Raw genomic sequence first — 26741 nt, 5'->3', positions numbered from 1 at the left:
CCCCGATGATGTGCCCTCAGTGTGACTCTTGTGTTGCCGCCTGAGCGGTGGTTGGGTCCTGGTCACCTGGTGTTTGGCTCTTGATGTGCCTGCCGGCATCGCATTGATGCGCATGTCTGGTCTTGCAAAAGTTATGCCAACACCAGGTGGGAAGGACCGGCCGATGTGGCTTGATAGGAGCGTGGCAACGCCCCCAACTGAGGATTGCCCACCGACCGGCCCAACCGTCCCTGGTCCCTGTTTCTGAAATCAGGAGGCAACCACCATGGTTGTAGTTGGAGTCGATGTACACAAGAGCTCACACACATTTGTTGCCGTCGATCCCGTCGGCAAAAAGCTAGGCCAACTCACCGCCCCGGCCACCACCGCCGGCCATCATGCCGCGATGCGATGGGCCCACACCCAGTTCGGTACCGACCTGCTCTGGGGCATCGAAGACTGCCGACAGATGTCGACCCGCCTCGAACGCGACCTACTCACCGCCGGCCAGACCGCCGTGCGGGTACCCACCAAAATGATGGCCCACACCCGTGCCTCGGCACGTACCCGCGGCAAATCAGATCCCATCGACGCTCTGGCCGTCGCGCGGGCAGTGCTGCGCGAACCGAACCTGCCCGCCGCCGGCGCCGACCCCCGATCCCGCGAGATACGTCTACTAGTCGATCGACGCGAAGTGTTTGTCGCACAACGCACCTCAACAATCAACCGACTGCTGTGGCGAGTCCATGAAATCAACCCCGCCTACGCCCCCAAACCACGCTCGCTGAGCATGCACAAACACCAACAGATCCTCGCCGCACAGCTGGCCACCGAGACCGGACTGCTGGCCGACATCGCCCGCGAAGAACTCGACGAGATCATCTCCCTGACCACCCGGATCAACACCACGGCCACCGAGATCGGCAAACGAGTCCGCGAACTGGTTCCCTCGCTACTACAGCTACCCGGCTGCGGGGAACTCACCGCAGCCAAAATCGTCGGCGAAACCGCCGGCATCGCCCGCTTCCACTCGGCCGACGCCTACGCCAACTACGCCGGCACCGCCCCCATCCCGGTCTGGTCCGGCAACACCGCCGGCCGCGTCCGGCTACCGCGCTGCGGCAACCGACAACTCACCACCGCCCTGCACCGCATCGCCCTGACCCAAACCCGACTCGAAGACAGCGACGGCTACACCTACTACCGCAAACGCCGCGCCGCCGGCGACTCCACCACCGCAGCCCTCCGAGCACTCCGACGCCGCCTGGTCCGCACCGTCTATCAACGCCTGATCACCGACACTGCGCCCCAACCACGAGCCATTCAGACCGCCGCCGCTTGACATAGGAGCAACTTTTGGCGGTGCTGACCTGGGAGTTTGTTCGCCAAAAGGGCACACTTTCGGGTTAGGCGGGGCTGGATTCTTCCAGTTCGGCGAGCCGTTCCTGATCTTCGGCGTGTTTTCGGACGGCACTGAGCCCGGGCAACAGGAAGCTGGCCGCCGCACATAGGGCATAACCGCAGATCGGCACCCAGGCGGCGATCGTGAACGCGTGCAGCAACTCCGGTTGCGTGTAGCGACCGGCCTCGCCGAAGAAGAGCACGCCCGTGACGGCCACACCCACGGCGCCGCCGATCTGGGCAAAGGTGTTCAAGGTGCCCGACGCGGCACCGGAATCGGACACGTCCACGGTCGACAGGGCGATATCGAGCAGCGGTACCAGCATGATCGTCAGACCGAGACCGGCCAGGGCCATCGGGAAGACGGTGTCCCAACTCGAGAAGGCTGCGTCGGCGTCGCGGATCACCACAATGGTCCAGGCGGTGCCGGCGCTCATCATGAGACCACCGATCAGCGGCAGATTACGTCCGAGTCTGGTGGTCAGCGCGGCACCGATGCCGGCGGCGACGGTGGCGCCGATGCTGAAGGGCAGCGTCATCGCGCCGGCCGTGATGGCCTCGAAGCCGAGCCCGACCTGGACGTAGAGCGCCAGGATCAGGAAGAACGACGTGATCGAGCCCTGGAACAGGAACTGGATGGCCGAACCCCCGACAAAGCCGCGGCTGCGGAACAGGCGCAGCGGGATCAGTGCGCTGCCTTCGACGGTTCGCCGTCGCTGCTGGAACACGAACGCGATCAATGCCACCGGCGACAACGCCATCAGCACAAACGACCAGGTCGGCCAGCCCAACTGCCGTCCCTCCACCAGGGGATAGACGAGCAGCAGGACGCCACCGACGGCGAGTACCACCCCGAGGAGGTCGAGGTTGGTGACCTTCGCGGACTTGGTGTCGGGGATCAGGAACCAGCCGGCGACCGCGATGATGATGCCGATCGGAACGTTGATGAAGAAGATCGCCCGCCACTGCCCACCCAACGGGTTGTCGGTGACCAGCCAGCCGCCCAGGACCGGACCGATCACCGCCGCCATCGCGGTGATGGTGCCCAGGATCGCAAAGACCGGCGCGCGCTCCTTTGGTCGGTAGAGGACCTGCACGTTGGCCAGTACCTGCGGAACCATCAGCCCGGCAAAGAAGCCCTGCAGCACCCGCGATGCCACCAGGACGCCACCGGTCTGCGCGGTGGACGCCAGGACCGAGGCCAGGGTGAAGCCGACGATTCCGACGAGGAAGACCTTTTGTTTGCCATAACGGTCACCGAGGCGACCGGCCGTGATCAGCACGGCGGCGAAGGCCAGGACATAGCCGCCGACCAGCCATTCGATCTGCGCCGGGGTGGCGCCGAGGTCGCCGCGGATGGATGGGATCGCCACGTTGACGATCGTCACGTCCATGAGATCCATGAACATCGCGAAGGCGAGAATCGCCATCGCCAGGTTGCGCCGCTGGTAGACCGGCGCGGTCATTCAGGCGCTCGGACCGTCTGTGCGTTCCGCATCGTCGAGGCGGGCGCGCTTGGATGCCTCACGCATCTCGATGCCGTCGCTGATCAGGTCGCCGACCTCCCTGGTGACGTCGATGACTGCTCCGGTGATGATGGACGCGATCCGACCGACCCGGTGAGTGGTCTGTTCGATCAGTTCCTGGGCGATGTCCTTGTTGCGTTCGAATTGCGAGACCATGAGGGCCTTCCGTGTCGATGCCGGAATCGTCCCATTTTGTCAGAGGATTCGGCGTTAGGCAGCAACTTTGGATTCGACCTTAACACTGAACTCTGCGTCATCGGCCACCCATGAGTTGGGCAGCGAGAGCCGGGCGATCTTCCGCCACGTCGATCCGATCTGATGACTGAAACTGCCGGTGTTGTAAGGCAATCCGTAGCGCTCGCAGAGTTCGCGGACCTCACCGGCGATCTGCGGGTAGCGGTTGGCCGGGATGTCGGGGAACAGGTGGTGCTCGATCTGGTGGGACAGGTTGCCGCTCATGATGTGGAACAACGGGGTGCCGGTGATGTTGGCCGAACCGAGCATCTGTCGCAGGTACCACTGACCGCGGGTCTCGTCCTGGGTCTCTTCCTTGCTGAAAGTCTGGACACCCGAAGGGAAGTGGCCGCAGAAGATGATGGAGAACGTCCACAGGTTGCGGGCCAGGTTCGCGCCGGCGTTGCCGACCAATGTGCTGACAAAGAACGGTCCGGTGAGCGCGGGGAAGACGACGTAGTCCTTGAGGACCTGTCGGCTCGCCTTGCGCCACATGCCCTTCACCAGACCCTTGACGTCGGTCCACTTGCGTTTGCCTGCCAACAGGTTCTCGGTCTCGAGATCATGCAGCATCACGCCCCACTCGAACAGCACCATCAGTGCGCTCGCCCAGGCGAGATTGCCCAGGTAGTAGGGGTTCCACTTCTGGTCGCGGTCCATACGGAGGATGCCGTAGCCGATGTCGCGGTCCTGGCCCACGATATTGGTGAAGGTGTGGTGCATGTAGTTGTGGCTGTGTCGCCACTGATCTGCCGGACAGACTGTGTCCCATTCGAACTCGCGGGAGTTCAGGCCCGGCTCACGCATCCAGTCGTACTGGCCGTGCATGACGTTGTGGCCGATCTCCATGTTGTCCAGGATCTTCGAGACACTCAAGGCCCCGACTCCGGCGAGCCAGGCCGGCGGGATGAACGGGAAGTACATCAGTGCGCGGCCGGCGACCTCGAGGGTGCGCTGCGTTTTGATGATCGAATAGATGTACTCACGGTCGGCCGCGCCGAGGTCGGCGACCACCCGCGCACGCAGTGCGTCGAGTTCCTGGCCGAGTTCTTCGACTTGGTCGTGGGTGAGGACGAGTTCTTTGTTTGTCATGGTGACTCCTACAGAGGTGTCGGAAACTCGGGGTGTGGGGGAGCTTGGGATGCCGGGCAATCTGGGTGTCAGATCTCGATGACGCAGTCGCCGACCGGTTTGCTTATGCAGAGCTGGATGTGCTCATCGGATTCGGCGTCGGTGTCGCCGGTGAGGATGTTCTTGGTCAGACCGGAGCGCTTGACCGCGGTGCATGAGAAGCAGATGCCCATCCGGCAGCCGAACTCTGGTTGCAGCCCGGCCTTTTCTGCCTGTTCGAGGATGGACGCACCGGTGTTGGGTGCGGTCTTGCCGCTGGCAGCAAAGCTGAGCTGTCCGTGTGCGGGGGCATCGTCGTCGTCGGCCGGTGTGACCAGCACGAACTGTTCGATGTGCAGATTGTCGACCGCACCGATGTCCGTGAGGTGATCACGCACGCTGTCGTGCAGGGCGGATGGGCCGCAGAGAAAGATCGGCGTATCGGCTCGGTGGGCGCCGGGTAGGTGCTCAGCCCGAAAATGCTCGGCGGGCGATCCGTCGGCCGGGCGGGTGAAGTGGGTGCGAATGTTCCACTCGGGGTGATCAGAAGCGATGGCCCCGAGCTCGCGCGCGTACGGGTGATCGTCGGCGTTGCGCGCGTAGTGGATGAAGTCGACGTGTCCGCGGTAGTTCTCGGCTACAAGTGTGCGCAACATTGAGAGCACAGGTGTAATACCGCTGCCCCCGCTGACGAAGACCATCCGGTCAGGCCGCTCGGCAGGCAGCGTGAAGGATCCGGTCGCGGGCGAGAGTCCCAGGACCTGGCCGGGGCGGGCGTGTTCGCGTAGGTGCTTGGACACGAGTCCGTCGTCGTGCGCGGTGAGTGTCAGTTCGATGTGGTCGTCGGTCGTGGCGCTGTTGGCGGGCGAGTAGCAGCGGGTGTGTCGAACGCCGTTGATCACCGTGCTGAGCTGCACAAATTGCCCTGCCTCGAATCCGGTCCACTGCCGGGTCGGGCGCAGTAGCAGCGTCACCGATCGTGGCGAGCGGTGTTGTACGTCGACGATCTCGGCGCGCAGGTCGCTCCAGGTGATGCGCGGGTCGATCAACTCCAGGTAGCGATCGACGGCGTGAGGCGTCAGGGCAGCTTCGAGTACAGGGCCGAGGAATCTGGAAATGGTTCTCGACATTGTCGAGTCCTTTCATTCAGTGCACGACTGTTCACTAGCAGTGTCGCATCACCGGGCCCCCCGCCGTCAAGGGTTTCAGGTGTAACGGGCGCCACGTTTTGGATGCGGGGTTGCAGACGTCTCCGGTGTACGGACGTACACTCAGCTGCGTGTCGCGGAGTTCGAAACATCACAGCTCGAGAATCGCCAGTGGTTCTCGGCATGGCTCCGCGTCGGCCGAGCGTGTTGCCGAGGTATCCCGAACCCGCGCCGAGCAGAAGAGCCGGACCCGTCAGGCGCTGCTCGACGAAACTCTCGAGTTGGTGGGTGAGCGCAGTTTCTCGTCGATCAGTCTGCGTGAGGTGACGAAGCGGGCCGGAATCGTGCCGACGGCTTTCTATCGCCACTTCGCGTCGATGGACGAAGTGGGCGTGACCCTGGTCGAGGACGCGATGCGGACCCTGCGCCGTATGTTGCGTGACGGGCGACGTGATCTAGCCGCCCGCACGGCCGTGCCCACCGCGAAGGATTCCCTGGCCGTCGTGGTCCGGCAGGCCCGCGCCAACGAGTCGCAGTTCCGGTTTCTCGTGCGAGAGCAATATGGCGGGAGCACCGAGGTCCGGCGCGCCATCGACACCGAGCTCAAACTGCTTTCGCGGGAGCTGGCCATCGATCTGTCCAGGATTCCTGAGTTGGCACACTGGCCGGCCGATGATCTCGAGATCGCCGGAGACCTGATCGTCACCGTGATGCTCCACGCCGTCGCGGAACTCGTCGAACTCGATCCGCGCAATGCCCGCGAAGAAGAAGACTTGATCCGGCGGACGGAAAAACAAATAGTCATGACATTCCTGGGAATGGGCGCATGGCGCCCGTCGCAGGACTGACCGGCTGCCGGGGTTCGACGATCAAGGCACCCGATCCCGGCGTTGTCGATGCCTGCGCCTGGATCCCCGATACAGTCCTGACGTGGATACCAGTGAACCTCGATCAACTGCCCGCCGGCGAGTGCTGAATGCACCGAGCCCGCGTCGGATCGCCCTTGCCGTGGCCGGTTCGGCTGTGTTGGTGCTCGGCCTGGCCGCATGCGGTGAGGACAACCCATCGGATCCGGCGAACCAGCGTTCGGTGACGGTGGTCGGCAGCGGTGAGGTCAGGGGGGCACCTGACACGTTGCGGGTCGATATCGGCGTCGAGACGACCGGCGACGACGTGTCGACTGCGATCAATGCGGCCAACGCGCAGATCACCGCAGTGACCGATGCAGTGGTCAATGCCGGTGTGCCGCGCGAAGATGTGCAGACCCAACAGGTCACGGTCTCACCCGATATGACCAATCCCGGCCCCGGTGGGTCGAGCCAGATCTCGGGCTACCGCGCGACCAACTCGATCCGGGTGGACATCCACGACCTGGCCAAGGGTTCTGACGTGCTCAAGGTGGCAGCCGAGGCGGGTGGCAACGACATCCGGATCAGCAACGTGTCGTTTGTCATCGACGACGATTCCGAGTTGGTCGCCAATGCTCGAGAGGAAGCGTTCAATGACGCACGAAGCCGCGCTCAGCAGTACGCAGACCTGTCGGGGGACGATCTCGGTGCCGTGCTGACGATCGACGAGACCACCTCTGGGCAGGCAGTGTCGGCGTCCGAGCAGCAGCGCACGATGCTGGACAGTTCGGTTCCGCTCGAACCCGGCCAGCAGACCGTCGGGTTCTCGGTGACCGTGAAATGGCAACTGAAGTAGCGTTCGCCTCACGCGACGATATTGGTTGGCTCGAGTCGTCCAAAACGCCAGGCTGCCGCCCTGCCCAGAAGTAGCAGCACTCCGGTGCCGGCCGCATTCTGCAGGTCTCGCCGGCGCGACAAGCTATTGGATCACCCATTGTGGCAGGGGAGAAGGGCTACGGAATCGGTCGCCTACTCGGGTGAGCCCTGAACCCAGGCTCCATGCAGGCCGGCCGGGACCCGGATCGGAAGTCGCGCGGAGCACAGGGGCCCCGATGCCGGATCGTCGGTGGGGAATACGTAGAACGCCGACGTCATGGTCTCCCGATCGGTGCCGATGGTGCCCCAGTAATCGTTGCCGGCACCCGACAGGAAGATGGGTTCACCGACGCAGACCGTGCCCGAGTCCCAGGACGTCTGCGTGCCGGTGGTCAGGTCGTCGAAGAACAGGGTCTCGATACCGGCCGGTCCACCGGGTAACTGTCCGGCGGAGGCGATCGCGGTGTGTGGGCGCGTCAACGACCGGTCATCAACACGGGGGAACTCGACCATCGAGTCACTGAGCGGCGTATGCGTCACGCGTCCACTGACGGGGTCGAGTCGGGTGCGGGTGATGGCGGCGACGCCCGGTCCGGTTTCCACACCCAGGTTGGTCGGCTCGTTCCAACGCACGTAATCGACGGCCACTTCGCCATTTTCGGTGTCGAAGGCATTGGCGAAATGCCACACCCAGAACGGGTCGGCGTCGACCCACTTCACGGCTGAGCCGTCGCGGGGGACCAGCGCGATCCGGGTGCCTCGTTCGGGAAGCCATTCCAGGGGTGAGGCGCCGGTGGTGAAGGATGCGATGATGTCGAACTTCAGGGGGCAGACGAAGATCACGACGTACCGTTCGGTCAGTGCCATGTCATGGATCATCATCGGGGCATCGACTCCGTTGATGGGAGTCGGTGGGCGCGTACACTTTCCGTCCGGACCGACCACGGACCAAGTGAGAAACGGTGCCTCGAACGCATAGTTGAACAGCAGCATCTCGCCGGTCACCGGATCGATCTTCGGGTGCGCGGTACTGCCCGCGAGCATTGCGCCGTCACATGATTCGACTCCCAGGGTCGACAGATCACTGGGGTCGAGGCCATAGGGCCGTGCGGCCTCGGCCATCGCGAGTAGTCTGCCCCCGTGTTTGACGACGTTGATGTCGGGCAGATCGCGACCGGTGTTCTCGGCCCCGTCCAGATCGTCTTCGGTAGGGACGTACGGATCGAAGAGTCCGGACCACAGGGCGTGACCGACCTCTTCCTCCGATACGACAGCCGGTGTCCGGACGAAACGGTTCCGGTACGACACCGTCGTCCCGTCGAATTCGATCTGATGGACCATGGCGTCACCATCGATCGGATACAGGTAACTGCCGATCGGATCGAATCGTGGGTTGGGCCCATTGCGGAGATAGCTGCCGATCAGATCGGCCGGCAGGTCACCGTCCACGGTCAGCGCGGAGACATCGACTTCTTTGCGTTGCGGGGCAAAGAAGCCGGACAGGTAGGGGTGATCGGTCATGTTGACCGTCGCAGGCCGCGGATCGTGTGGACTCGTCATCGTGAACGCCCCTATCCCGCTACGGAATCGTCGGACGGGCCGCGACTGAACGCCATGGCGCCGTCCACGCTGGATACTACTGATGGGTCGGGCGGTCCGCAGGCCCCGGGGAGAATCGCCGATCGGCAGCGCGGTGGCGCGTTCGACAGGTCGATGACCACGGAAACGTGCGGAATCGGCGAATCGGTGTAACTGTGGGACCGATGAGCATGAGACTGCCGGGGCTCGTCCTCGGACCGATCCTTCGTTATGTCGACACCACGAGAGCCACGATCTGGGTGGAAACCGATGACGCGTGCAACGCGGAAGTCCGAACGTCCACCGGCCAGATCGGCGCTGAGAACACCTGGTCGGTGCACGGGCATCACTTTGCGATCGTGCAACTGGTCGGACTTCCGTCCGGCAGCCTCATCGACTACACGGTGACGCTGACGCCGACCGGCGATCCGGATTCGGAGGTGACTCCGGTGATCTGTGCCGAGGGGACGCTGAGGACCGCAGCGCGGGACGACTCCCTGACTGTCGCCTTCGGTTCGTGTCGTCGAGGTGATACCTACGACGACGATCGGATCAAGGCGATCGGCGCCGATGGACTCGCCGGGCTGGCCGCCCAGGTGAAAGACCAGGATGCGGAGCTGTGGCCGCAACTGCTCCTGTTGCTCGGAGACCAGGTCTATGCCGACGACCCCTCACCCGAGATCAAGGCCAGGCTCCGGGAGCGCCGGGAAACGGAAAAAGACCCGGAACTGGGTGAGGAGGTCTACGAAGAGATCTGCGACTTCGAGGAGTACACGTGGCTTTACCGCGAATCGTGGGGCGCAGAACAGGTCACCGGGTTGATGGCCACCATTCCGAGCTGCATGATCCTCGACGACCACGACCTTCGCGACGACTGGAACTCGTCGTTGGACTGGCGAACGGAAATGGAGCAGAAACCCTGGTGGCACCGACGCGTCGTGGGCGCCTTCTCCTCGTACTGGATCTACCAGCACCTGGGTAACCTGTCGCCGAACGAACTGGCGACGGACAAGCTCTACCTCGCAGTGCGGTCAGCGGTCAGCGCAGAGGAACGGGAAAAGCTCTTGTCGGACTTCGCGCTCCGGGCCGACCGCGAGCCGGCGTCGGCCCGCTGGAGTTATGTCCGGGATCTGGGCAACACCCGGATCATCATGATCGACTCGCGCTGCTCGCGAGACCTCACCCCGGAGCGGCGAGCAATGCTCGACGATCTCGAATGGGCCTGGCTGTGTGAGCAGGCTCTGGCCACCGATGCGCGGCACATCGTATTCGGGACGTCGCTTCCGTATCTGATGCTGCCGGCGCTTCACCAGCTCGAACAGTGGAATGAGGCTGTCGCGCAAGGTGCTTGGGGTCGCCGGTGGGCAAAGGTGGGGGAGAAGTTGCGTTTGGCACTCGATCTCGAGCATTGGGCTGCGTTCGGCAATTCGTTCGAGCAGATGGTGACCCTCGTCGGCGACCTGGTGAGCCGGCCGCAAGCCCCGGCGAGCATTCTGTGGCTTTCCGGCGACGTGCACTGCTCGTACGTTGCCCAGGCCGAGTTGACGGACAGCGGCGCAAACAGCAGCACGGCGTTGTACCAGCTGACGATGTCACCGTTCCGGAACCCGCTCGACCTACCGATCCGAGCGGTGAATCGGCTCGCGATTCGACGGCCCGTGGTCAAGTTCATGCACTTCCTCGCGCGCCGGGCCGGACTCGGGGATCACGCGATCACCTGGCAGGTCGATGCGGGACCGTGGTTCGACAACGGCGTGATGGTATTGCGACTGAAGGGCGACACCGCGTCGGTTCTCATCGAGCATGCAAAGACGGGTCCCGGAGGTTCACAGGATCTCGTGCAGACGCACGAGATGGTCCTGACGCGCTGACCGATCGAGAGCGCACTCGGGCGCGCGGATCGATCATTCACTGGTTCAGAGAGCTCGATCCTGGTGCGCCAGTCACTTGCGGTGTCGGCTTGCGCCGGACGTGTCCACGGCAATCGCCACGTGGAGGAGCCATGAGGAGCTGGTCGGTAGTGTCCCTACCGAACGGGTTACAAGCAAAAAAGTGGGCGACCCGCGATTTCTCGCTGGTCAACCCACTTTTTTGAAGTCTGACGATCTTAGATCGCGGTCACTCCGGTAGCCTGGGGGCCCTTGGCGCCCTGGCCGATTTCGAACTCGACTCGCTGGTTCTCCTCGAGGGTGCGGAAGCCGCCGCCCTGGATCTCGGAGTAATGAACGAAGACGTCATCTGAACCGCCGTCGGGGGCGATGAAGCCGAAGCCTTTTTCGCCGTTGAACCATTTCACAGTTCCCTGTGCCATATTAAAGTACTTCTCTCTTTTTTCCTGCAGAACGCATTAACACGTCCCTGGTACATAGTGTTGCACGGATTTCCCCAAACGGATAGTCCCAGGGACAAATTGGGGGCAAATTATTTTGTCCTGCGCCGCTGACCTGCGGTTATGACCCGAAACTCGTTCAACCGGGTTTGGCACGGGTGTGCAGGTCTGCCGACACAGAGCGGTGGGAACACGTCGGCCCGGCCGGTCACTCGGTCGCTCAGATGATCGTTCCGACGTCCTCGCGGACGAGGTGGTCCATTGCGCGCTCGGCGACCGCGGCGATGGTCATCGACGGGTTGCACGCTGCGGAGTTGCCCGGCATCAACGCGCCGTCCAGCACATAGAGCCCCCGCTGTCCCTGGACGCGTCCCTGGAGGTCGCACACCGAACCCATGCTCGCGCCCCCGAGTGGATGCCAGGTGGACGGGAAGGTGAGGTTGGTGTCCGTGGTCAGGGTCGCGGTGCCGGCGATCTTGTGGACAGCGGGACCGATGTGGCCCTTCTGGATCTCTGAATCGCCGTCGATGGGCCAGTGCAGCGTCGCGTTGTCGGTCGCGGCGTCGTAGGCGAAGCGGCCGCGGTCGGCGCTGACCCCGAATCCGACCATCATCGTGCTGCGGGCATCGATGCCGATGCTGGGGATGGACGCCTGGATGATGGTGAACGCGGATTTCGGGTCGTTCCAGTTGCGGCTGCCATAGACGACCGGACCGCCCTGTGGTGTGCCGAAACCGGAGCCCGGGTTGGTCCATAGATAGATGCGGTCCGCGTTGGTGCCCCAGTTGCCGCCCAGGCCGTCGGGCATGTCTCCGATCGCGCCCTTGCCGGCCGCCCGCATCAGCAGGTTGGTGGTGTTCATGCTGCCCGCCGCCATCACCAGTGCGTTGGTGGTGAGGATCTTGTTCTCCAGGACGGTGCCGCTGGTGTCGGTCCGTTCGACGTGCACCCGCCACCGGCCGTCGTTCGTCCGTTCGACGTCGGTCACCTCGTGCAGCGTGTGGACGGTGGCGCGGCCGGTCGCTTCGGCCGCGGCGACGTAGGTGACGTCCACCGAGTGTTTGCCGCCGTTGTTGACACCGAGTGCGCCATCACCGTTGGTATAGGAGGGCCTCATCTTGCCGCGCAGCTCGTCGAGTGCGTAGTTCCAGTCGATGGGCATCGGGATCTTCGATACCGGGAACCCGGCCCGTCGTGCGCTCTCGGCAAACATCCTGGGGGCCTGGTAGTTGGGGGTGGCGATCAGCTCATCAGGTGCGACCTGGAGCTTGAGCATCTGTGCCACGCGCGGGTAATGCACCCGGTCCATCGTCTTCCAGTCGAGGGCCTCGGGGAAGTTGGCATTGAAGACGGACTCGTCCGGCTGCAGTGTCATTCCTTGGTAGACAAGGGATCCGCCGCCGACCCCGGCTGCGCACAGGGCGGTCATGTTCTGGCCGATGATCGCTTCGATCAGCCCGGTGTACGGCTCGAAGACGGCGGGCTTGCCGAACAGTTGCGGTGCGCCCTTGTGCCAGAGGATCCGCTTGTCCGGGGCCGTGGCGAGGGGAAACGTGTTGGAGTTCGGACCGGTTGCCCACCGGCGACCCCGCTCGAGGATGGTCACCGGTACGCCGGCTTCGGCCAACCGGAGCGCGGCCACGCCGCCACCGAAGCCGGAGCCGATCACGATCACCCGGTGGTCCTCGCGGGTGACCGGTGTCCGGGCGACAGGTGTGCGTGAGACCGGTACCGACTTCGCCTGTGCAACCGTCGAACTCGCCGCCATCACCCCGGCCGCGGCGGCCCCGGCCAAGAACGTGCGGCGCTTGATTTCAGACAACATTGCCCCCGGTCAGATGTTCATCGTCGACCGAAGTTGCTCCGCGGACGCGGCTGGTCGCCCGGTAAAGTTAGACAGTTCCGTCCGAAAGTGTCAAGAGTCGTCGGGTGATGTGGTCCAGGATTGCATCGCCGGAGCCAGCCACCGGATGAGGAAGTCGCGGAGCGCGTCGTCCTCGGTGACGTCGACGTCATCGAAGAGGACGGTCGAGAGCCCCAGCCGCAGCCCCATTGCGACGATGTCATCGATGTGCTCTTTGACCTCGGCATATTGCTCGGCCAGCGGGGCGAGCAGTTCATGGGCAATCGGTTTCGCGCGGGAGATCATCCCGGTGTCGAAGATCGGATTTCCGACTTCCGCGTGGAGCAGGGCGGCCAGTGCCGGGTGGCTTCGGACAGTTGCCCGGCCGGCGACGATGAGTTCGACGATGTAGGCCACCGGTGTGTCGACGGCTTCGAGGTGATTACGGATATCGCCGAGAATTTCCATGGTCAGGCCTGCGACGGCTTGAGAGACGAGGTCTTCTCGAGTGCCGAAGATCGAGTAGACGGTCTGGCGGGAGACATTGGCAGCGCTTGCCACGGCGGCGATGTTGACCCCGTCGAAGCCCTCGGTAGCGATCAACCCGAGTGTGGCCTCCAGGATCTTGTTCCGCGATCTCATCCCGGCATTATCAACCACATGTCCGGCGTTGTTGCACAACCGGGCGCTCTTCCATGAACCGTTGAAGCCGAAAAACGGCAGCCGGCGGGCCTTGTGGCCCGACGGCTGCCGTCATCTGTTCGGTCGATTCTGGCGGCTCAGTCGTCGGTCACCACGAGCTTGACGTCGATATTCCCGCGGGTTGCGTTGGAATACGGGCAAACCTCGTGTGCCTTGTCGGCGAGTGCCTGGGCGGTGGCGTGATCGAGGTTCGGCAGTGTCACCTCCAGCTCCACGGCGAGGCCGAAGCCGCCGTTGTCGAGGCTTCCGATGGACACCCGTGCGCCCACAGTCGAATCGGTGTCATCGGCCTTTTCCTGTCCGGCGACCAAACGCAGTGCCGAGTGGAAGCAGGCGGCGTATCCGGCGGCGAAGAGCTGCTCAGGGTTGGTTCCGACACCGTTGCCGCCCATCTCTTTTGGAACCGACAGGTCGACGTCGACCTTGCCGTCGGTGGTGCGGGCGTGACCATTGCGGCCGTCACCGGTGGCGAGTGCTTCTGCGGTGTAGAGAGCTTTCATGGTGGTGCCTTTCGGAGTTGGCTGTTCACGAACCGGCCGGATTGCCGGATTCACGTAGTGCGACGGTCAACCGCTGGACCGCGTCGCGCAGTTCTACGGTTTGATCCACATCCAAACCTGTTGCAGCAAAGAGCTGTTCGGGTATGCACTGGGCCTTCGATTCGAGTTCTCGGCCGGCGTCGGTGAGCGTGACCTCGACCGACCGCTCGTCGGTCGGGGAGCGGTCACGCCGGACATGACCGGCGGTCTCCAACCGCTTCAACAGCGGCGAGAGAGTGCCCGAATCCAGTTGTAGCCGTTGCCCGAGTCGGCGGACCGTGATCGTCCTCTCCTCCCACAACACCAGCAGAACCAGATATTGCGGATAGGTCAGCCCGATTTCGTCGAGCATCGGACGGTACGCGGCGGTGGTCGCCCGCGACGCCGAATACAGGGCGAAGCAGAGTTGGCTGTCCAGGCGAAGTGCGGTCACATGTCTGAACATAGTGCGCAATTGAATTGTGCACAACCATTCTAGGGGAGTTCTCAGACTCGGTCGGGTTTGCGTGGCGGATTCAGGTCGCCGTGCGAGCGAATACGCCGGCGATGAACGCTGCCTGACCGACGTGCTGGAGATCGTCGGCGACGACGCTGACCAGGCGCACACCGAGGGTGACCGGTGGGTTCCAGTTCCGGTCGACCACGGTGTCGAGGTCTTCTGAGCTCAGGGTTTCGACAAACGCGGCGGTTCTCTCGTGGACCGCGTCGTGGTATCCGAGTAGGAGGTCGCCGGCGGCTCGGACCTTCTCGACGTCGTCGCTGGATTGTCCGTAGCCGATCTCGTCGGCGTCGAAAGGTAATGCGAAGCGGCCATACCAATCCTGTGCGGTCCACACCTGCTCCGAGTTGGCGACACCGGCGATGTGGTCGTCCTGTACGCGGGTCAGGTGCCAGATCAGCCATGCGATCGTGTTCGCACCGGGGTCGATCCGGTAGGTGAGGGCGGCATCTGGAAGGTCGGAGAGCGTCGCGTGAACCTCCTCGGAGATTCGGCCGTATGCGTCGCGGATCAGGTCGGCCTCGTTCATGATCAAGTCCTTTCGCTGTCAGGGGACATGCCGATCCCCCTGTCTATGCTCCGACACTGCAATACCTGCACGGCGCCGGAATGCCTCCTTATAACGGTAAAGAGCAGTGGGACAATGAGTTTGCCGTCAACCGAAAAGCCAAGCGTTCGGTTCGCACACGATGGGTACCGGACGGCCGTCGCTCGTCCTTCCTCCGACCGCACGTGCGGTGATGGATGCCGCACGCGGTGAATAGCTCAGGGACAGGTGATCTGATGTGTCGATTTCGCAGCCGTCTTGAATGGTGACGTTGTCGACGCTCGCGCCCGGGCCGGCGGTGAGGAATGTTGACGCGTACGGCGTGGTGATCTCGTCGTATCGGCTGCCGATCACCGTGTAATCGACGCCGGGGACGGTGTCACCGTCGGCGTTGAGGGTCTCGAGGAACTCCGAGTCGTAGACCTGCTGGATCCCGGCGACCCCGACCACGAGTGCGACCGGGCCGAGAATGTCGATACCGAGGTTGTTGATGGTCCGGCCCAGGGTGCCGATGCCCAGCAGGCTGGTTCCGTGGTTGGTGGCGCCGAGCGTGACGAGGTTGTCGACCTTGTCGGCGCCGCCGTTGAACTTGAGGTATTGCCGTGCCATCAGGCCGCCTTGCGAATGGCCGACCAGGTTGACCTTCGTCGAACCGGTCGAGGCGAGCACCCGATCTACGAACGTCGCGAGTTGTCCGGCCGACTGCGCGATATCGCCGTTGCCGTTGGCGCCGGGAACGATGTCCCCGAGCCCGCCACCGTCCTGGATCGGCAACTTGCCGTAGTTCAATGCGTACACGCACAGTCCTGCGGCTTTCAATGCCGGCGACATGAAAGCCCAATTGTCATAGGCGTTTTCCCATGTTCCGTGGAGGAGGACGACGGGCTCTTGGCCGTCCTCGGGTGTGCAATCCCAATCGTTCGCGCCCGGAGGTGCGACATCCGGATTGAACAATCCGTACGCAAATGCCGGCAGAAAGGAATCACTGCTCGGGCCATTGCCGACCGGTGCCGACCAGGTGCTGGGGCCGTTGAGGATGACGTCGCCGGCCGGTTGCTCGAGCCCGGGCTCGATGACGTGGGCCAGGTCTTCGGTGGTCGCCGCCGAGGCGCCGGCCGTACCGATTCCGATGGTGAGGACTGCGGCAAGGGCCGTTGCGGCCGTTCCGATTTGGGCGATATGCGAACTTGAAAAGCTCTTCATGCTCGTTCCCCCGACTGGCTGTTGACGGTGGTATGGGTTACACCGAGACTAGGGTGAACTGGCGAGTGTCCACCAGAAAACGCCAGATTCGAGCATGACTCGCGGTTGGTTCGGTCAGGTGTGACAACGACCTTCGTCCGCTGCGGCGGGGGTGCCATACGGTGTGGCGCAGCGTATCTCGTTCGGTTCGGCGAGCGGAGGGGTGGGGAAAGCCGGACAGGGGCAGTGGCCTGGTTCGTGACACCTGCCGTGAAACGACTCTCAATGCTGTTCTGCCATGGTTGACTGCAATCACGGACCCTTGGACCAACCCTTGACCCCAGGCGTCCACCTCAGAAGTCTCGATCATTGCTCTGGAGTGGTGATCGACCGGCAACGCTACGAGGTCGTGATCGGTATGAACTACGGGATGAGCGTGGTCTTCCGGACGATTCCATTGGTCATGATGGGGTTGTGCATCGGCTACGGCGTCTACATCTGGACGGACGGCGACGCGTCGGGGAACTTCGTCGCCGGCAGAGTGGTCACCTTCCTCGCCGCCATCTGTCTCTGCCTGTTCTGTACCGCCGCCACGATCATCAGACAGTTGATCGGCCGCTTCAACACCGTCGACAAGATCTTTTATCCGACTCTCGGGTTCGCCACGGCGATCGGGACGGCGGTTTACGGAATCATCATCTTCGCCGGGGCAGAATCCGCACGTGCCCCTGCTTACGTCGCCGGGCACGTCGTTTTCGGTCTCGGTCTGATCAGCGGATGCGTTGCCACCGTCGCAACCGCGTCCACGAAATTCACGCTCATCCCGCAGAATTCGAGTCAGTCGGAGAATGACCGGCACCCGCCCGCCGCGGCGTTCAGAGGCGGTTCGGTCCTGGTGTTGTCGATCATCCCGGTGGCACTGGCGATCACCGCATGGGTGTTCGCGATCATCAACCTGGCACAGACCACGACCCCGGAGCGGTTCACGGTCGGCCACGTCGTCGCCGGCCTGGCGATGATCTGCACGAGCCTGATCGGGTTGGTGTTCAGCATCGTTCGGCAGGTGCAGAACACCTATGAGCCGCGGGAGCGGATCTTCTGGCCGTGGCTCGTCATCACCATGGGCGCTCTGAGCATGGTCTGGGGGATCGTCGTCCTCGCACTGCACAGCAAGGAGTACTACCTGACGCCCGGCTTCGTGATGATCGGGCTGGGACTGGTCTGCTTCAGCATCCTGAGCAAGGTCGGCCTGTTGGCGCTGGTGTGGCGCAGGACCTTCGGGCTCGCCAACCGGGTTCCGTTGATTCCCGTTGTCACCGCTCTGAGCTGTCTGTTCCTGGCCGCCTTCGTCTTCCAAGAAGCAGTGGACAACCTGAATGTGTTCATCGCCGCTCGCGTGCTCGTCGGTTTGGGCGCGATCTGCTTCTCGCTGTACTCCATCGTGAGCATTCTGGAGAGCGGTACCTCGTCCGCGAAGTAGTGGCTCTGGGTCTTACCCGGTGCCGTGAGGTCCTTTACCGCACCGCCGCAGGGGGGCGCCGGCACTAGAGTGTCGTCGGCCTGCCGCTGGCGCTCGAGGAGAACAACCGCCACTGCAGGTTCACGGTGGTGCCGGCAGGTCCGGTGGCGATGTCGGTGGTGTCGGTCAGGGCGCGGATGAGCAGTAGACCGCGTCCGCGTGCGTGGCCGGGCTGCTGTTTTTTCCAGGTGCCGTGGTCAGTGACGGTCACATCGAGGGTGCGGGCGGTGTGCCGGTAGCGCGCGGCGATGTTCAAGGTCGCGTCGGGAGAGTGGGTGGCGTAGGCGTGTTCGGCGGCGTTGGCGACAGCTTCATAGACGGCCAGGACGATGTCGGCGCGACGTTCGTCGGTGGCGTTGGTCTGGTCGGCGATCCATCGGGTGAAGTGGCGGCGGAAGGTGGCTACATCTGAGGCGTCGGCGGGAAGGTTGTGTAGCGAGAACCCGCAGTGCCCGGAGGTGCGCCGTAGTTGGGGTAGTGGGGTCACAGGTGCTGACTACCCAGCCGATGGCAGATTTACGCAGGCTGCCGATCAGGCCATCGCGGCAATTGCTTGGTCCAGGGTGGGGTAGAGGGTCAATGTTTGGTCCAGTCCGACCATTTGAAGTGGCCGTGAGGTGGACGGGCCGTCGGCCACGACGCCGAACAGCCCGGTCGGGGCGATGGCTTCATGGGCGGAGGCCAGGGCACTCATGCCTGCCGAGGCGAGGAACTCGGTGGTGGTCAGATCGATGATCAGTCCACGTGGCTCGCTGGTCAGTGCGTCGGCGACCGCCTCGGTGAGCTGTGGTGCGGTCAGGACGTCGATGCTGCCCTGCACGGTCAAGATGACCAGCTCGTTGTGCGCAACGGTGACCACGGTCAATGTGGCGGTGCCGGCGGTTGAGTCGTCTCCATCGACGATTACTGCGTCGGTGCTATCTCGATTCACGGACGGGATCCCTTCGGTTCTAACAGTTCATCGCCGCCCGTGGGCACTAAGGCACACGGGCGCGACGGCAATGTCTTTACCGACACCGTTCATTCTCTCACGTCCACAGCCTGCAGGTTCGCTCGCCTGTCGACGCTATGATCGGGCAACCGGGTGGGGCGGGTCAGGCCCTGGGGACGTTGTCTCACGGAATGGCCCAAGAACCTTCACCGGAGGTTGCATGCTCCGGTTCGCTGACGCCAGGAACGCCAGGTGCCAGATCCTCGACGAGCCCACCACGTGGGGGGCTCTCATCGAGAGATCGTGATATTGAACTTGGTGGTCTGCAGGGCCCTGACGAGCGCGAAGAACAGTGGGGCCACGTGTTCGGTTGCCAAAGCAGTATCGATACCGCCCAGATCGAGGATGCTGTCGGTCGACCACCCCAGGTCCTTGAGTACCTCGGTGACAACGTCTTTGGCGTTGTCGTGGTCGCCACTGAGAAACACGGTCGCCTGTGACAGGGACCCTTTCGGGTCAACCATGATGGAGAAGTTCATCGTGTTGAGGGTCTTCACGACCCTCGCGCTCGGGAACCGCGCCTGCAGCTTCTGGGCGACGCTGTCGCCGGGGTACGCCATCGTCATTTCCGGCGTGAACGCGGCCGACGGGTCCAACACGATCTTGTCGCCGAGGACCTCCTCTCCGATCTCCTGCAATGTATCGAGTACGGCTGTTCCGGGGATGGCCGTGATCACCATCTCCGCCGAGGCGACGGCCTCGCACTGGGCGAGGATCCCGGCTTCCTCAGACGGTGTCCGGGACCCGTAAACCACGTGGTGGCCTGCCGAAGCGAGACGGGTCCCGAGAGCGGTTCCGACTTTTCCGGTACCCAATATCGCGATATTCATGAAATCTTCCTCAGCAGTGGACGAATGGAGAAGTTGTTGGCGGCGCGGGCGAATGGGAGCGTGAGCATGGACGTCACCACGGCACCACGCCGGTGTCCTCGAAAAAGCCGCCCGTGGGACCGTCCTCGGGGAGCGTGGCCAGGCGAATCGCAACCGCAGCACCTTCTTTCGGGCTGCGTACGCCGCGGAAGCCGTTGAGATCGGTCGCGACAAATCCCGGGCAGACGGAATTGATCAGAATGTTGGTTGCGGCCAGTTCCCGCGCGTACTGGAGGGTGACTGCATTCAAGAATGTTTTCGAGGGTGCGTACGCGACAGCGACCGGACCGGTGGTGGTCTCACTGCAGGCTTCGGATTGTCGCGTCAACGACCCCACACTGCTCGACATGTTCACAATCCGCGGAGCGGGTGAGCGCCGTAGCAACGGCAACATGGCATTGGTGACCCGGATGACGCCGATGACGTTGGTCTCCACGACCGAGCGAATGATGTCTGGGTCGACGGTTGTCGGTTGCTGCAGTCCGCCACCGGTGATACCTGCGTTGTTGACCAGCGCGTCCAGACGCCCGGTCCGCTCACTGATCCCGTCAGCGGCCTCGGTGACGCTGCGGTCGTCTGTGACGTCCAGTGGCACTTCGAAAGCATCGACGCCTGCTGCTCGCAATCTGGCCACTGCCGCGTCCCGCCGCGCTTGATCTCGGGCGCCCACACCAACGCTCCAACCCAAACTGCCCATCCCCGCGGCGATCTCGTAGCCAATACCCTTGTTCGCACCCGTCACGAGGACAGTTTTTGCTTCATTCACGCCATCGATCATGCGGTTCGGCCCACGCGTCCGTCCAAGACCAATCGGGTCATGAGCGATACCCGCAAGGTATCGACGCTCATCGCCGGCTGGTTATGCTGTCACGGTGGAAACCCGAGAGCTACGGTACTTTGTCGCCGTTGCTGAAGAATTGCACTTCGGTCGAGCGGCTCAGCGTCTGGGCATCGCGCAGCCACCACTATCTCGGGCGATCAGCCAGCTCGAACGCCGGCTCGGTGGTGAGTTGTTGCAGCGCAACAGCCGAGGGGTGACTCTTACCCCGGCCGGTACTGTCCTGCTTCATGAAGGACGGGTGGCTCTGGACGCAATGAGGGCTGCCGAACACCGCACTCAGCGTGCCGCGGAGGCAGCGGTCGGTGAAGCGGCCATCATCTTGGTTGCCAAAGCCGGAGCGTCCGATGAATTACTGGCGAAGCTTCTGCACGCCTATGACGCAGTACCCGGGTCCGTCCGCGTCGACGTGGTGTTGTGTAGGCCCGGTGAACAAGAGCAGCTATTGCGAAGCGGTCGCGCCGATGTTGCGTTGCTTCACCGACCATATGACGACACAACAGGTTTCGACACTGAGAACCTTCACACCGAAGGTCAGATCGCGGTTCTACCTGCCGGTCACCCGCTCGCCACCCGCGGTGATCTGCGCCTGAAGGATCTCACTGAGGTGCCCGAGCTACCGCTGCCCCGCTGGCCCGGGCCCGACGGTACCTTCGCAGAAGGCGATGGGCCCGAGGTGCACAGTCACACGCAGCTTCTACAGCTCATCTCACTTGGCCGAACCTTGATGTTCGCGCCTGACTCCTGCCGTTCACACCTGCATGACGATCTTGTCGCTGTGCCGATAGTCGACGCACCACCGGTCACCACGGTCATTGCCTGGCCACCACACAGTCGGTCTCGGGCTGTCGCCGAACTCGTTCGAACTGCGCTCCGCACCTGACTTCCGATTGTGGCGGTCGACGTCGCGGCTATTCGCAGTGCTGCAAGTGGTTTCGTCCGCCATTGCGCGACTCTATCTAGCGGCGAAATGCCGGGCGGGCGGGGCCGGGGCGGGTGCCGCGGAGGTCGTGGAGTGGCCACGGAAAGATGTCGCGCACGCCACGCCGGCGGTGGTACCGCTGCCGACGGCGACAGATACAAATTGCAGCCCAGAGGTGATGTCCCCGGCGGCGTAGACACCGTCGACGCTACTGAGCTGCAGCGCGTCGACGACGATCCCGCCCTCGTGATCGAGTTCGCATCCAAGTTGCTGGGCAAGTTCGTTGGTCGGATGGTGTGCGTAGGAGAAGAACACTTTCTCGCCCGCCACCAATCGTCCGTCGGCCAACCGGACACCGGTCAACGCGCCGGGATCACCGATCAAGGCTTGGGCCACTCCGTCGACGACCTCGATGCCGTGCTCGGCGCATACAGTGCGTTGTTCCTCGCCGAAGAGGGAATCGCCGTTGGTCTCGGTGACGATCCGCACCTTCGCCGCCCAGTCCAGCAGTTCGGACGCGTACGCGGGGGCATGCTCACCGCTGCTGAGCACGATCACCGTCTTGCCGCGTGCGGTGTAGCCATCGCAGGACGCGCAATGATGGACGTCGGTGCCGTAGTGGTTCGTGATGCCCGCAACCTGGGGTAGTCGGTCACGGACACCGGTGGCCAACACGATCCGTTTGGCGCGCACCTGGGCGCCGTCGATGGTGGCGACAAACCTCTCCGGGCCCTCCAGTCGCACAGCGGTGACGGTCCCGTTGTGCAGCCGCACGTGCGAGTACCGCTTCAAACTGGCCCGGGCAGCGTCGTAGAAGTCCTGCGGGGTACTCGGACCCGGGACGAGCATGCCGTGGATTTCGTCGGCGGCCAGGTTGCGCTGCTGTCCGGCATCGATGAGGAGAGTGGATCGCTGATATCGGCCGAGCCAGGTGGCCGCGGAGAGCCCTGCGGGACCACCGCCGATCACAATGACGTCGACGGCAGTGGGAAGGGCAGCACTCATTGACAATCCGTTCTGGTTCGGGCGCGAAGCAACGAACACCCCGTTGGTGCCCGTCGTTGGTCGTTTATGTGCGACCACTCACGTCGGGGGCGCCTGCGCCGGTTTTTGCTTGTCGCGTCCGGTGACCTTGTCGCGCACCTTGTCCACTGCAGCGGCCGCCATACCGACAGTGCCCTGCGCAGCAGCATTCGACGGGGTGTGGGGATGGGGTCGGGTGGGTGCGGTCGACTTGGCCACGCGCAACGAATCTCCGAGAGCTTCGAGGTCGGAGGCGGCGGTGTGGCGTTTCTCTCGTAGCGCCGGCCAGGCTGTTGTCTCCTCGAACTCGATGTGCAGGCGGGCGAGACTTATGAACGCCGTGAGAGCATCTTCGAACTCGGGTGTTCCCGCGTCGTTGTCCTCGATGGTCTGCAGCAATCGCTTACCCTTTTCTTCCTGCTCAATCGCCTGGTCTGCCACTGCGTGGCCGTTGTCGACCAGGCGCCGGAAGGCGGGCCAGAAGAGCTGCTCCTCGATGGCTTCGTGTTGTGACTCCGCCATCACCAGCGTCGTGGCCAGCTCCTTGCGCTTGGCGCGGCTGTCGGCACTGTCTCCGGGGGGTCCGTCCAGAAGCTCCAGCATTCCGAGCACGCTCTCGTGGTCCGCGCGCAACATATCCAACGGGTCCATGGATATCTCCTTCGCCGTCGTCTGTGTGGGCAGCAACGCCCGGATTAATGTGGCTTACCTCGTTTGACCGCTGACGAAACACGCAGAGGATGAGCCGAAACGGACAGTGCCTGAACCGAAACGGACAGTGTGAAGGAGGGCCGCTGGGGGTAGTCGACCGATGAACTAATCCACCCTTCTGGAGGTAATCATGTTCATGCACCACAAAGAGCTTCAGTTCGATGTACGAGTCGAGCGGCCCGATCCAAAGTTCGCCACGCTCCTACAGGAACAGTTCGGCGGGGCCAACGGTGAGCTGAAAGCGGCGATGCAGTACTTTTCGCAGGCCTTCATCTTGCGACGCAAGAGCCCGAAAATGTACGACCTTTTCATGGACATCGCCACCGAGGAACTGTCGCATCTCGAGATGGTCGGAGCGACGATCACCATGCTGCTCGACGGGCTCAACGATGATCTCAAGCAGGCGAACGAGCACTGTGATTGGATGCCGGCGGTCTCTAGTAATGACGGTAAGGACTCGATCATCAACCAGGTTGCGGTAACCCCCGAATACCTGACACTGCGCGGTGGTGGTGTCGACCTGACCAACGCGGCCGGGGTGCCGTGGACCGCGGCCTACGTCAACTCCAACGGGGATCCCACGGTCGACCTGCGCAGCAACCTCGCTGCCGAGTCCCGCGCCAAAGTGGTCTACGAATACCTGAAACAATTCACCACGGACCCGGGTATTCAGGACACATTGACTTTTCTGATGTCGCGTGAAGTTGCACACTTCCAACAGTTCACGGCTGCTTTGAACGAATTGCCGATGAACTTTCCGCCCGGCCAGCAGCCCGGTGACGATCGGTTCCAGAATCTCACCTTCAACATGTCCGGCGGCGGCGGCTCGACGCGAGGACCCTGGAATGAGGGGCAGGGGCCTTGGTCCGAAGGTACCGAATGGCGTTATGTAGAAGACCCGGTCGGCTGGCTCGACAGTGACGAACGGAAAAATCGGGGGGCACAAGACAACCCCGAAGGCAGTCCAAAGGTGAAGGGCGAAAAGCCGTTTATGCGTACTCAGCACATCCCTGGCTGAGCAAAGTCAATCCCGCCCGCCGGAAGGCAGCGGTTGGGAACCCCGTGATGTTCTGAGGGCGCCTCATGCGGCCCGATGGTGGCGGTGACCGTTGATGATGCGGGGTGCCGTATATCTTGGCGGCACCGCCCGCTCGCGCAGTCGCGGACGAACTCTTCGCAGATGCGGCGGTTTGCGCCGGCCATCAGCAACCCTGAGCCGCCGATCTGCATGTGAGCTGACCGGTTGTCAGTTGAGGGTCTCGATGAAGTGCTCCGCGGCGTCCTCTACTCGGACTCGATCACCGCCGGCAAGGAGGTCGAGGAGGAGACCCCGGATTGTGGCGATCACGAGTGTGGCGTTGCGATTGGCGGTTGCCGGATCGGTGTGGCCGGCCTGAGCGCTGCGCAGGGCTTGCATCCAGTCGTCGCCCACCGAGCTCATGAAGTCGGCGTAGGGCTCTGGGGTTTGCAGGGCATTGCCGTAAACCGCGAAGAACAGCCGGAATGTGGCCCACTGTCGTGGATCTGAGCTCCATGACCATACCGCCCGCGCGGCGGTGCGAAGGTCGGGCTGGGCACCGGCCAGTTCTCCGGTTGCGACCACGACGCGCTCACGCAATCTCTCCAGAATGGCCGCTAATAGGTGCTCTTTGGTGCCGAAGTGGTGGACAAGCGTCGAGGTCGAGACGCCGAGGTCCGCAGCGATCGGGCGCCATGACAGCTCAGCGAAACCGCGTTGGGCGGCGTAATCGACTGCCGCATCGAGCAATTCGGTACGCCGCCGGTGATCTATGGGTCGTCCGACCATGAACCCTCCACTCTCGTCGTTGACTTTCTGTCACGATCGTTCTAATAATTAACTAGAACGATCGTGCGAGTAATCCTTGCACAGCATCCCCACAACTGATCAGAAGGACTTACTGGTGGCCAACGAAGAGGCGATATTGGGTGATAGGGACGTGGCTGGACCGGTGGTGTCGGTGAGTCCGGTGCGGTTATCGGCCCCTGGCCGGGGAGTGGATGTACAACTGCGGGTGTCGGCCCCAATCGCTGGTCGCGATTTGCCCGTGATCTTGTTCTCCCACGGTTTCGGCTCATCTATGCGTGCCTACGGCCCGCTGACGGACTTCTGGGCCGCCCATGGATTCGTCGTCATCCAACCGACGCACCTCGATTCTCGTACGGTCGGTCTCGATCCGGACGACCCGCGGCGAAAAGTGCTGTGGCGGCACCGAGTTGACGACATGACCCGGGTTCTCGACAACCTGGCTGCAGTTGAGGCCGCGGTTCCCGGGCTGCAGGGGCGCTTGGACCACAACACGATTGCTGTGGCCGGGCACTCATTCGGTGGTCAAACCGCAGGTATCTTGCTCGGCTTGCGGGTTCTGGACCCGGACACACACGAGGGTGTCGACATGTCCGATCCTCGTGTCTCTGCCGGCGTTTTGCTTGCCACCGCGGGTCAAGGTGGGAGCGATATTCGTCCGGAGTTCGCCACGCAGATGCCCTGGCTGAACCCCAGTTTCACGAACATGACCACTCCGAGTCTGGTTGTGGCAGGAGATGCCGATGTGAGCGTTCTGACCACGCGTGGAGCGGACTGGTCGGCCGATCCTTACTGGTTGAGCCCCGGTGCGCAGTCGCTGCTGACTCTATTTGGTGCGGAGCATTCCCTCGGCGGCATCCCTGGGTACGAAGCCGCCGAGACCACCGATGAGGATGCCGACCGGGTCGCGGCACTGCAGCGTTTGACGGTGGCTTTCTTGCGCAGCGCTCTCTATCCGCAGGATCCGAGCTGGGAACGAGCCAAAGCTGCGTATGACGCAGATTCGACCACACCAGGCCGGATCGATTCGAAGTAGTGCACGGCAATGATTACTCGGGTACGGGCCCGGCGTGACAATCCAACTGTCGCGGTCGAACGTATTCTGATCTGATGTCAGAGGCACAGCAGCTCCTGTCCATCGGTGAAGTCAGTGCCCGCACAGGCCTGAGCGTGGACGCGCTCCGTTTCTACGAACGTGAGGGCGTATTTCCTCCGCCGCAACGAAGTGCTTCTGGTCGCCGCGGTTTCTCCTTGGATGACGTGGCCTGGATTGGGATAGTCCAGCGCTTGCGCGCATCGGGAATGTCGTTGTCCGACATCGCCCGGTACGCCGAGTTGGTCCGTGCGGGGATCGGTAACGAGACCGAGCGGCTGGCGCTGCTGAAGCGTCACGAGGAAAAGGTGCGCGCCCAAATGGCCGTCCTACAGGAATCTCTCGACCTGATCGCTGCGAAGGTTGCCGCCTACACCGAAGCTCTGGCTCAAGGATCTGCCGGCGAGCTTTTTGTGCGGGACGACACCGACGACGCCTACTTTGCAGACCGAAACGTCTGAGCGCGCGCATTCGCCGACCGCAGATTTCATAACGACCGCCCGCAGGGCTTGACCTGGAGTCGACTCCAGCTTTTACGGTCGTATCACTGGCTTATCCGCAGCGTGATCCCCACGTCGCGTGGGCCAGTTGGTAATCAACCATCTAATG

28 protein-coding genes are annotated in these 26741 nt (G+C 63.2%); 9 read left to right on the top strand and 19 right to left on the bottom strand.

What is annotated here, in order from left to right; genetic code table 11:
- The first annotated feature begins 265 nt into the window (after positions 1-265).
- Positions 266-1321: an IS110 family RNA-guided transposase gene (locus AC51GR_RS24155; protein WP_496323328.1), complete on the top strand. Its 1056-nt coding sequence runs from the start codon at positions 266-268 to the stop codon at positions 1319-1321.
- Positions 1322-1385: 64 nt separating this feature from the next.
- On the opposite strand, the gene AC51GR_RS24150 is transcribed toward AC51GR_RS24155, so the two are convergent.
- From AC51GR_RS24150 to AC51GR_RS24135, 4 genes are all read right to left on the bottom strand, one after another.
- Positions 1386-2846, bottom strand: coding sequence for a DHA2 family efflux MFS transporter permease subunit (locus tag AC51GR_RS24150; protein WP_496327191.1), 1461 nt, complete (start codon positions 2844-2846; stop codon positions 1386-1388).
- A complete protein-coding gene (locus AC51GR_RS24145) occupies positions 2847-3062 on the bottom strand; it encodes a hypothetical protein (RefSeq protein ID WP_496327190.1) in 216 nt (71 codons plus the stop codon).
- A 54-nt stretch (positions 3063-3116) separates the two neighbouring features.
- Positions 3117-4232, bottom strand: a complete 1116-nt coding sequence (locus tag AC51GR_RS24140; protein WP_496327189.1) for a fatty acid desaturase family protein — start codon at positions 4230-4232, stop codon at positions 3117-3119.
- Between the two features lie 68 nt (positions 4233-4300).
- Complete coding sequence (locus AC51GR_RS24135; RefSeq protein WP_496327188.1) at positions 4301-5380, bottom strand: ferredoxin reductase; 1080 nt, start codon at positions 5378-5380, stop codon at positions 4301-4303.
- Between the two features lie 182 nt (positions 5381-5562).
- Between AC51GR_RS24135 and AC51GR_RS24130 the strand changes: the two genes are divergently transcribed.
- On the top strand, positions 5563-6246 hold the full coding sequence (locus AC51GR_RS24130) for a TetR family transcriptional regulator (RefSeq protein ID WP_496327198.1): 684 nt from the start codon (positions 5563-5565) through the stop codon (positions 6244-6246).
- Positions 6247-6328: 82 nt separating this feature from the next.
- A complete protein-coding gene (locus AC51GR_RS24125) occupies positions 6329-7102 on the top strand; it encodes an SIMPL domain-containing protein (protein WP_496327187.1) in 774 nt (257 codons plus the stop codon).
- Positions 7103-7275: 173 nt separating this feature from the next.
- Here the strand turns inward: AC51GR_RS24125 and AC51GR_RS24120 are convergent, their stop codons facing one another.
- The gene (locus AC51GR_RS24120; protein WP_496327186.1) at positions 7276-8682 is read right to left on the bottom strand and encodes a carotenoid oxygenase family protein; all 1407 of its coding nucleotides are present in this window, start codon (positions 8680-8682) and stop codon (positions 7276-7278) included.
- A gap of 203 nt (positions 8683-8885) precedes the next feature.
- On the opposite strand from AC51GR_RS24120, the gene AC51GR_RS24115 reads away from it, so the two are divergent.
- Positions 8886-10571 (top strand): DUF7800 domain-containing protein, encoded by a 1686-nt coding sequence (locus AC51GR_RS24115; protein ID WP_496327185.1) that lies wholly within the window; start codon positions 8886-8888, stop codon positions 10569-10571.
- A gap of 236 nt (positions 10572-10807) precedes the next feature.
- On the opposite strand, the gene AC51GR_RS24110 is transcribed toward AC51GR_RS24115, so the two are convergent.
- From AC51GR_RS24110 to AC51GR_RS24080, 7 genes are all read right to left on the bottom strand, one after another.
- Positions 10808-11011 (bottom strand): cold-shock protein, encoded by a 204-nt coding sequence (locus tag AC51GR_RS24110; protein ID WP_020108824.1) that lies wholly within the window; start codon positions 11009-11011, stop codon positions 10808-10810.
- A 238-nt stretch (positions 11012-11249) separates the two neighbouring features.
- Positions 11250-12851 carry a GMC oxidoreductase gene (locus AC51GR_RS24105; protein ID WP_496327197.1) on the bottom strand — a complete coding sequence of 534 codons (1602 nt, stop codon included), beginning with the start codon at positions 12849-12851 and terminating at the stop codon, positions 11250-11252.
- A 93-nt stretch (positions 12852-12944) separates the two neighbouring features.
- Positions 12945-13514 carry a TetR/AcrR family transcriptional regulator gene (locus tag AC51GR_RS24100; protein ID WP_496327184.1) on the bottom strand — a complete coding sequence of 190 codons (570 nt, stop codon included), beginning with the start codon at positions 13512-13514 and terminating at the stop codon, positions 12945-12947.
- A 137-nt stretch (positions 13515-13651) separates the two neighbouring features.
- Positions 13652-14074, bottom strand: coding sequence for an organic hydroperoxide resistance protein (locus AC51GR_RS24095; protein ID WP_496327183.1), 423 nt, complete (start codon positions 14072-14074; stop codon positions 13652-13654).
- A gap of 25 nt (positions 14075-14099) precedes the next feature.
- The gene (locus AC51GR_RS24090; protein ID WP_496327182.1) at positions 14100-14546 is read right to left on the bottom strand and encodes a MarR family winged helix-turn-helix transcriptional regulator; all 447 of its coding nucleotides are present in this window, start codon (positions 14544-14546) and stop codon (positions 14100-14102) included.
- 82 nt (positions 14547-14628) lie between these two features.
- Positions 14629-15141: a mycothiol transferase gene (locus AC51GR_RS24085; RefSeq protein ID WP_496327181.1), complete on the bottom strand. Its 513-nt coding sequence runs from the start codon at positions 15139-15141 to the stop codon at positions 14629-14631.
- A 126-nt stretch (positions 15142-15267) separates the two neighbouring features.
- Positions 15268-16362 carry an esterase/lipase family protein gene (locus tag AC51GR_RS24080; protein ID WP_496327180.1) on the bottom strand — a complete coding sequence of 365 codons (1095 nt, stop codon included), beginning with the start codon at positions 16360-16362 and terminating at the stop codon, positions 15268-15270.
- Between the two features lie 361 nt (positions 16363-16723).
- Here AC51GR_RS24080 and AC51GR_RS24075 point away from each other — a divergent pair, with 361 nt between their 5' ends.
- Positions 16724-17821, top strand: coding sequence for a DUF2776 family protein (locus tag AC51GR_RS24075; protein WP_496327179.1), 1098 nt, complete (start codon positions 16724-16726; stop codon positions 17819-17821).
- 64 nt (positions 17822-17885) lie between these two features.
- Here the strand turns inward: AC51GR_RS24075 and AC51GR_RS24070 are convergent, their stop codons facing one another.
- From AC51GR_RS24070 to AC51GR_RS24055, 4 genes are all read right to left on the bottom strand, one after another.
- The gene (locus AC51GR_RS24070; RefSeq protein ID WP_496327178.1) at positions 17886-18347 is read right to left on the bottom strand and encodes an ATP-binding protein; all 462 of its coding nucleotides are present in this window, start codon (positions 18345-18347) and stop codon (positions 17886-17888) included.
- 45 nt (positions 18348-18392) lie between these two features.
- Positions 18393-18791 (bottom strand): STAS domain-containing protein, encoded by a 399-nt coding sequence (locus tag AC51GR_RS24065; RefSeq protein WP_496327177.1) that lies wholly within the window; start codon positions 18789-18791, stop codon positions 18393-18395.
- A 290-nt stretch (positions 18792-19081) separates the two neighbouring features.
- Positions 19082-19681, bottom strand: coding sequence for an NADPH-dependent F420 reductase (locus tag AC51GR_RS24060; RefSeq protein WP_496327176.1), 600 nt, complete (start codon positions 19679-19681; stop codon positions 19082-19084).
- A gap of 73 nt (positions 19682-19754) precedes the next feature.
- Entirely contained in the window at positions 19755-20486 is a 732-nt protein-coding gene (locus tag AC51GR_RS24055) for an SDR family oxidoreductase (RefSeq protein ID WP_496327175.1), read from the bottom strand.
- A gap of 106 nt (positions 20487-20592) precedes the next feature.
- Here AC51GR_RS24055 and AC51GR_RS24050 point away from each other — a divergent pair, with 106 nt between their 5' ends.
- A complete protein-coding gene (locus AC51GR_RS24050; RefSeq protein ID WP_496327174.1) occupies positions 20593-21441 on the top strand; it encodes a LysR family transcriptional regulator in 849 nt (282 codons plus the stop codon).
- Positions 21442-21513: 72 nt separating this feature from the next.
- On the opposite strand, the gene AC51GR_RS24045 is transcribed toward AC51GR_RS24050, so the two are convergent.
- Both AC51GR_RS24045 and AC51GR_RS24040 read right to left on the bottom strand, forming a co-directional pair.
- The gene (locus AC51GR_RS24045) at positions 21514-22485 is read right to left on the bottom strand and encodes an NAD(P)/FAD-dependent oxidoreductase (RefSeq protein ID WP_496327173.1); all 972 of its coding nucleotides are present in this window, start codon (positions 22483-22485) and stop codon (positions 21514-21516) included.
- A gap of 78 nt (positions 22486-22563) precedes the next feature.
- Positions 22564-23154, bottom strand: a complete 591-nt coding sequence (locus AC51GR_RS24040) for a hemerythrin domain-containing protein (RefSeq protein WP_496327172.1) — start codon at positions 23152-23154, stop codon at positions 22564-22566.
- A gap of 190 nt (positions 23155-23344) precedes the next feature.
- Between AC51GR_RS24040 and AC51GR_RS24035 the strand changes: the two genes are divergently transcribed.
- A complete protein-coding gene (locus AC51GR_RS24035) occupies positions 23345-24232 on the top strand; it encodes a manganese catalase family protein (RefSeq protein WP_496327171.1) in 888 nt (295 codons plus the stop codon).
- 228 nt (positions 24233-24460) lie between these two features.
- Here the strand turns inward: AC51GR_RS24035 and AC51GR_RS24030 are convergent, their stop codons facing one another.
- Positions 24461-25021, bottom strand: a complete 561-nt coding sequence (locus tag AC51GR_RS24030) for a TetR/AcrR family transcriptional regulator (protein ID WP_496327170.1) — start codon at positions 25019-25021, stop codon at positions 24461-24463.
- A 112-nt stretch (positions 25022-25133) separates the two neighbouring features.
- On the opposite strand from AC51GR_RS24030, the gene AC51GR_RS24025 reads away from it, so the two are divergent.
- Together AC51GR_RS24025 and AC51GR_RS24020 are read left to right on the top strand one after the other, a co-directional pair.
- Entirely contained in the window at positions 25134-26075 is a 942-nt protein-coding gene (locus AC51GR_RS24025) for an alpha/beta hydrolase family protein (protein ID WP_496327196.1), read from the top strand.
- Positions 26076-26149: 74 nt separating this feature from the next.
- Positions 26150-26593: a MerR family transcriptional regulator gene (locus AC51GR_RS24020; RefSeq protein WP_496327169.1), complete on the top strand. Its 444-nt coding sequence runs from the start codon at positions 26150-26152 to the stop codon at positions 26591-26593.
- Positions 26594-26741: the final 148 nt, after the last annotated feature.

Source organism: Williamsia sp. z71 (assembly GCF_059553375.1).
Note: the sequence above shows the minus strand (reverse complement) of the source record. Positions and strands in the feature narration are given on the sequence as shown.

Excerpts from the sequence above, each read along its gene's own strand:
- AC51GR_RS24080 (WP_496327180.1), bottom strand. The coding sequence starts at position 16,362 with ATGAAGAGCTTTTCAAGTTCGCATATCGCCCAAATCGGAACGGCCGCA.
- AC51GR_RS24145 (WP_496327190.1), bottom strand. The coding sequence starts at position 3,062 with ATGGTCTCGCAATTCGAACGCAACAAGGACATCGCCCAGGAACTGATC.
- AC51GR_RS24100 (WP_496327184.1), bottom strand. The coding sequence starts at position 13,514 with ATGAGATCGCGGAACAAGATCCTGGAGGCCACACTCGGGTTGATCGCT.
- AC51GR_RS24110 (WP_020108824.1), bottom strand. The coding sequence starts at position 11,011 with ATGGCACAGGGAACTGTGAAATGGTTCAACGGCGAAAAAGGCTTCGGC.
- AC51GR_RS24045 (WP_496327173.1), bottom strand. The coding sequence starts at position 22,485 with ATGAGTGCTGCCCTTCCCACTGCCGTCGACGTCATTGTGATCGGCGGT.
- AC51GR_RS24060 (WP_496327176.1), bottom strand. The coding sequence starts at position 19,681 with ATGAATATCGCGATATTGGGTACCGGAAAAGTCGGAACCGCTCTCGGG.
- AC51GR_RS24095 (WP_496327183.1), bottom strand. The coding sequence starts at position 14,074 with ATGAAAGCTCTCTACACCGCAGAAGCACTCGCCACCGGTGACGGCCGC.
- AC51GR_RS24020 (WP_496327169.1), top strand. The coding sequence starts at position 26,150 with ATGTCAGAGGCACAGCAGCTCCTGTCCATCGGTGAAGTCAGTGCCCGC.
- AC51GR_RS24150 (WP_496327191.1), bottom strand. The coding sequence starts at position 2,846 with ATGACCGCGCCGGTCTACCAGCGGCGCAACCTGGCGATGGCGATTCTC.
- AC51GR_RS24040 (WP_496327172.1), bottom strand. The coding sequence starts at position 23,154 with ATGGACCCGTTGGATATGTTGCGCGCGGACCACGAGAGCGTGCTCGGA.
- AC51GR_RS24155 (WP_496323328.1), top strand. The coding sequence starts at position 266 with ATGGTTGTAGTTGGAGTCGATGTACACAAGAGCTCACACACATTTGTT.
- AC51GR_RS24085 (WP_496327181.1), bottom strand. The coding sequence starts at position 15,141 with ATGAACGAGGCCGACCTGATCCGCGACGCATACGGCCGAATCTCCGAG.
- AC51GR_RS24135 (WP_496327188.1), bottom strand. The coding sequence starts at position 5,380 with ATGTCGAGAACCATTTCCAGATTCCTCGGCCCTGTACTCGAAGCTGCC.
- AC51GR_RS24140 (WP_496327189.1), bottom strand. The coding sequence starts at position 4,232 with ATGACAAACAAAGAACTCGTCCTCACCCACGACCAAGTCGAAGAACTC.
- AC51GR_RS24120 (WP_496327186.1), bottom strand. The coding sequence starts at position 8,682 with ATGACGAGTCCACACGATCCGCGGCCTGCGACGGTCAACATGACCGAT.
- AC51GR_RS24035 (WP_496327171.1), top strand. The coding sequence starts at position 23,345 with ATGTTCATGCACCACAAAGAGCTTCAGTTCGATGTACGAGTCGAGCGG.
- AC51GR_RS24030 (WP_496327170.1), bottom strand. The coding sequence starts at position 25,021 with ATGGTCGGACGACCCATAGATCACCGGCGGCGTACCGAATTGCTCGAT.
- AC51GR_RS24115 (WP_496327185.1), top strand. The coding sequence starts at position 8,886 with ATGAGCATGAGACTGCCGGGGCTCGTCCTCGGACCGATCCTTCGTTAT.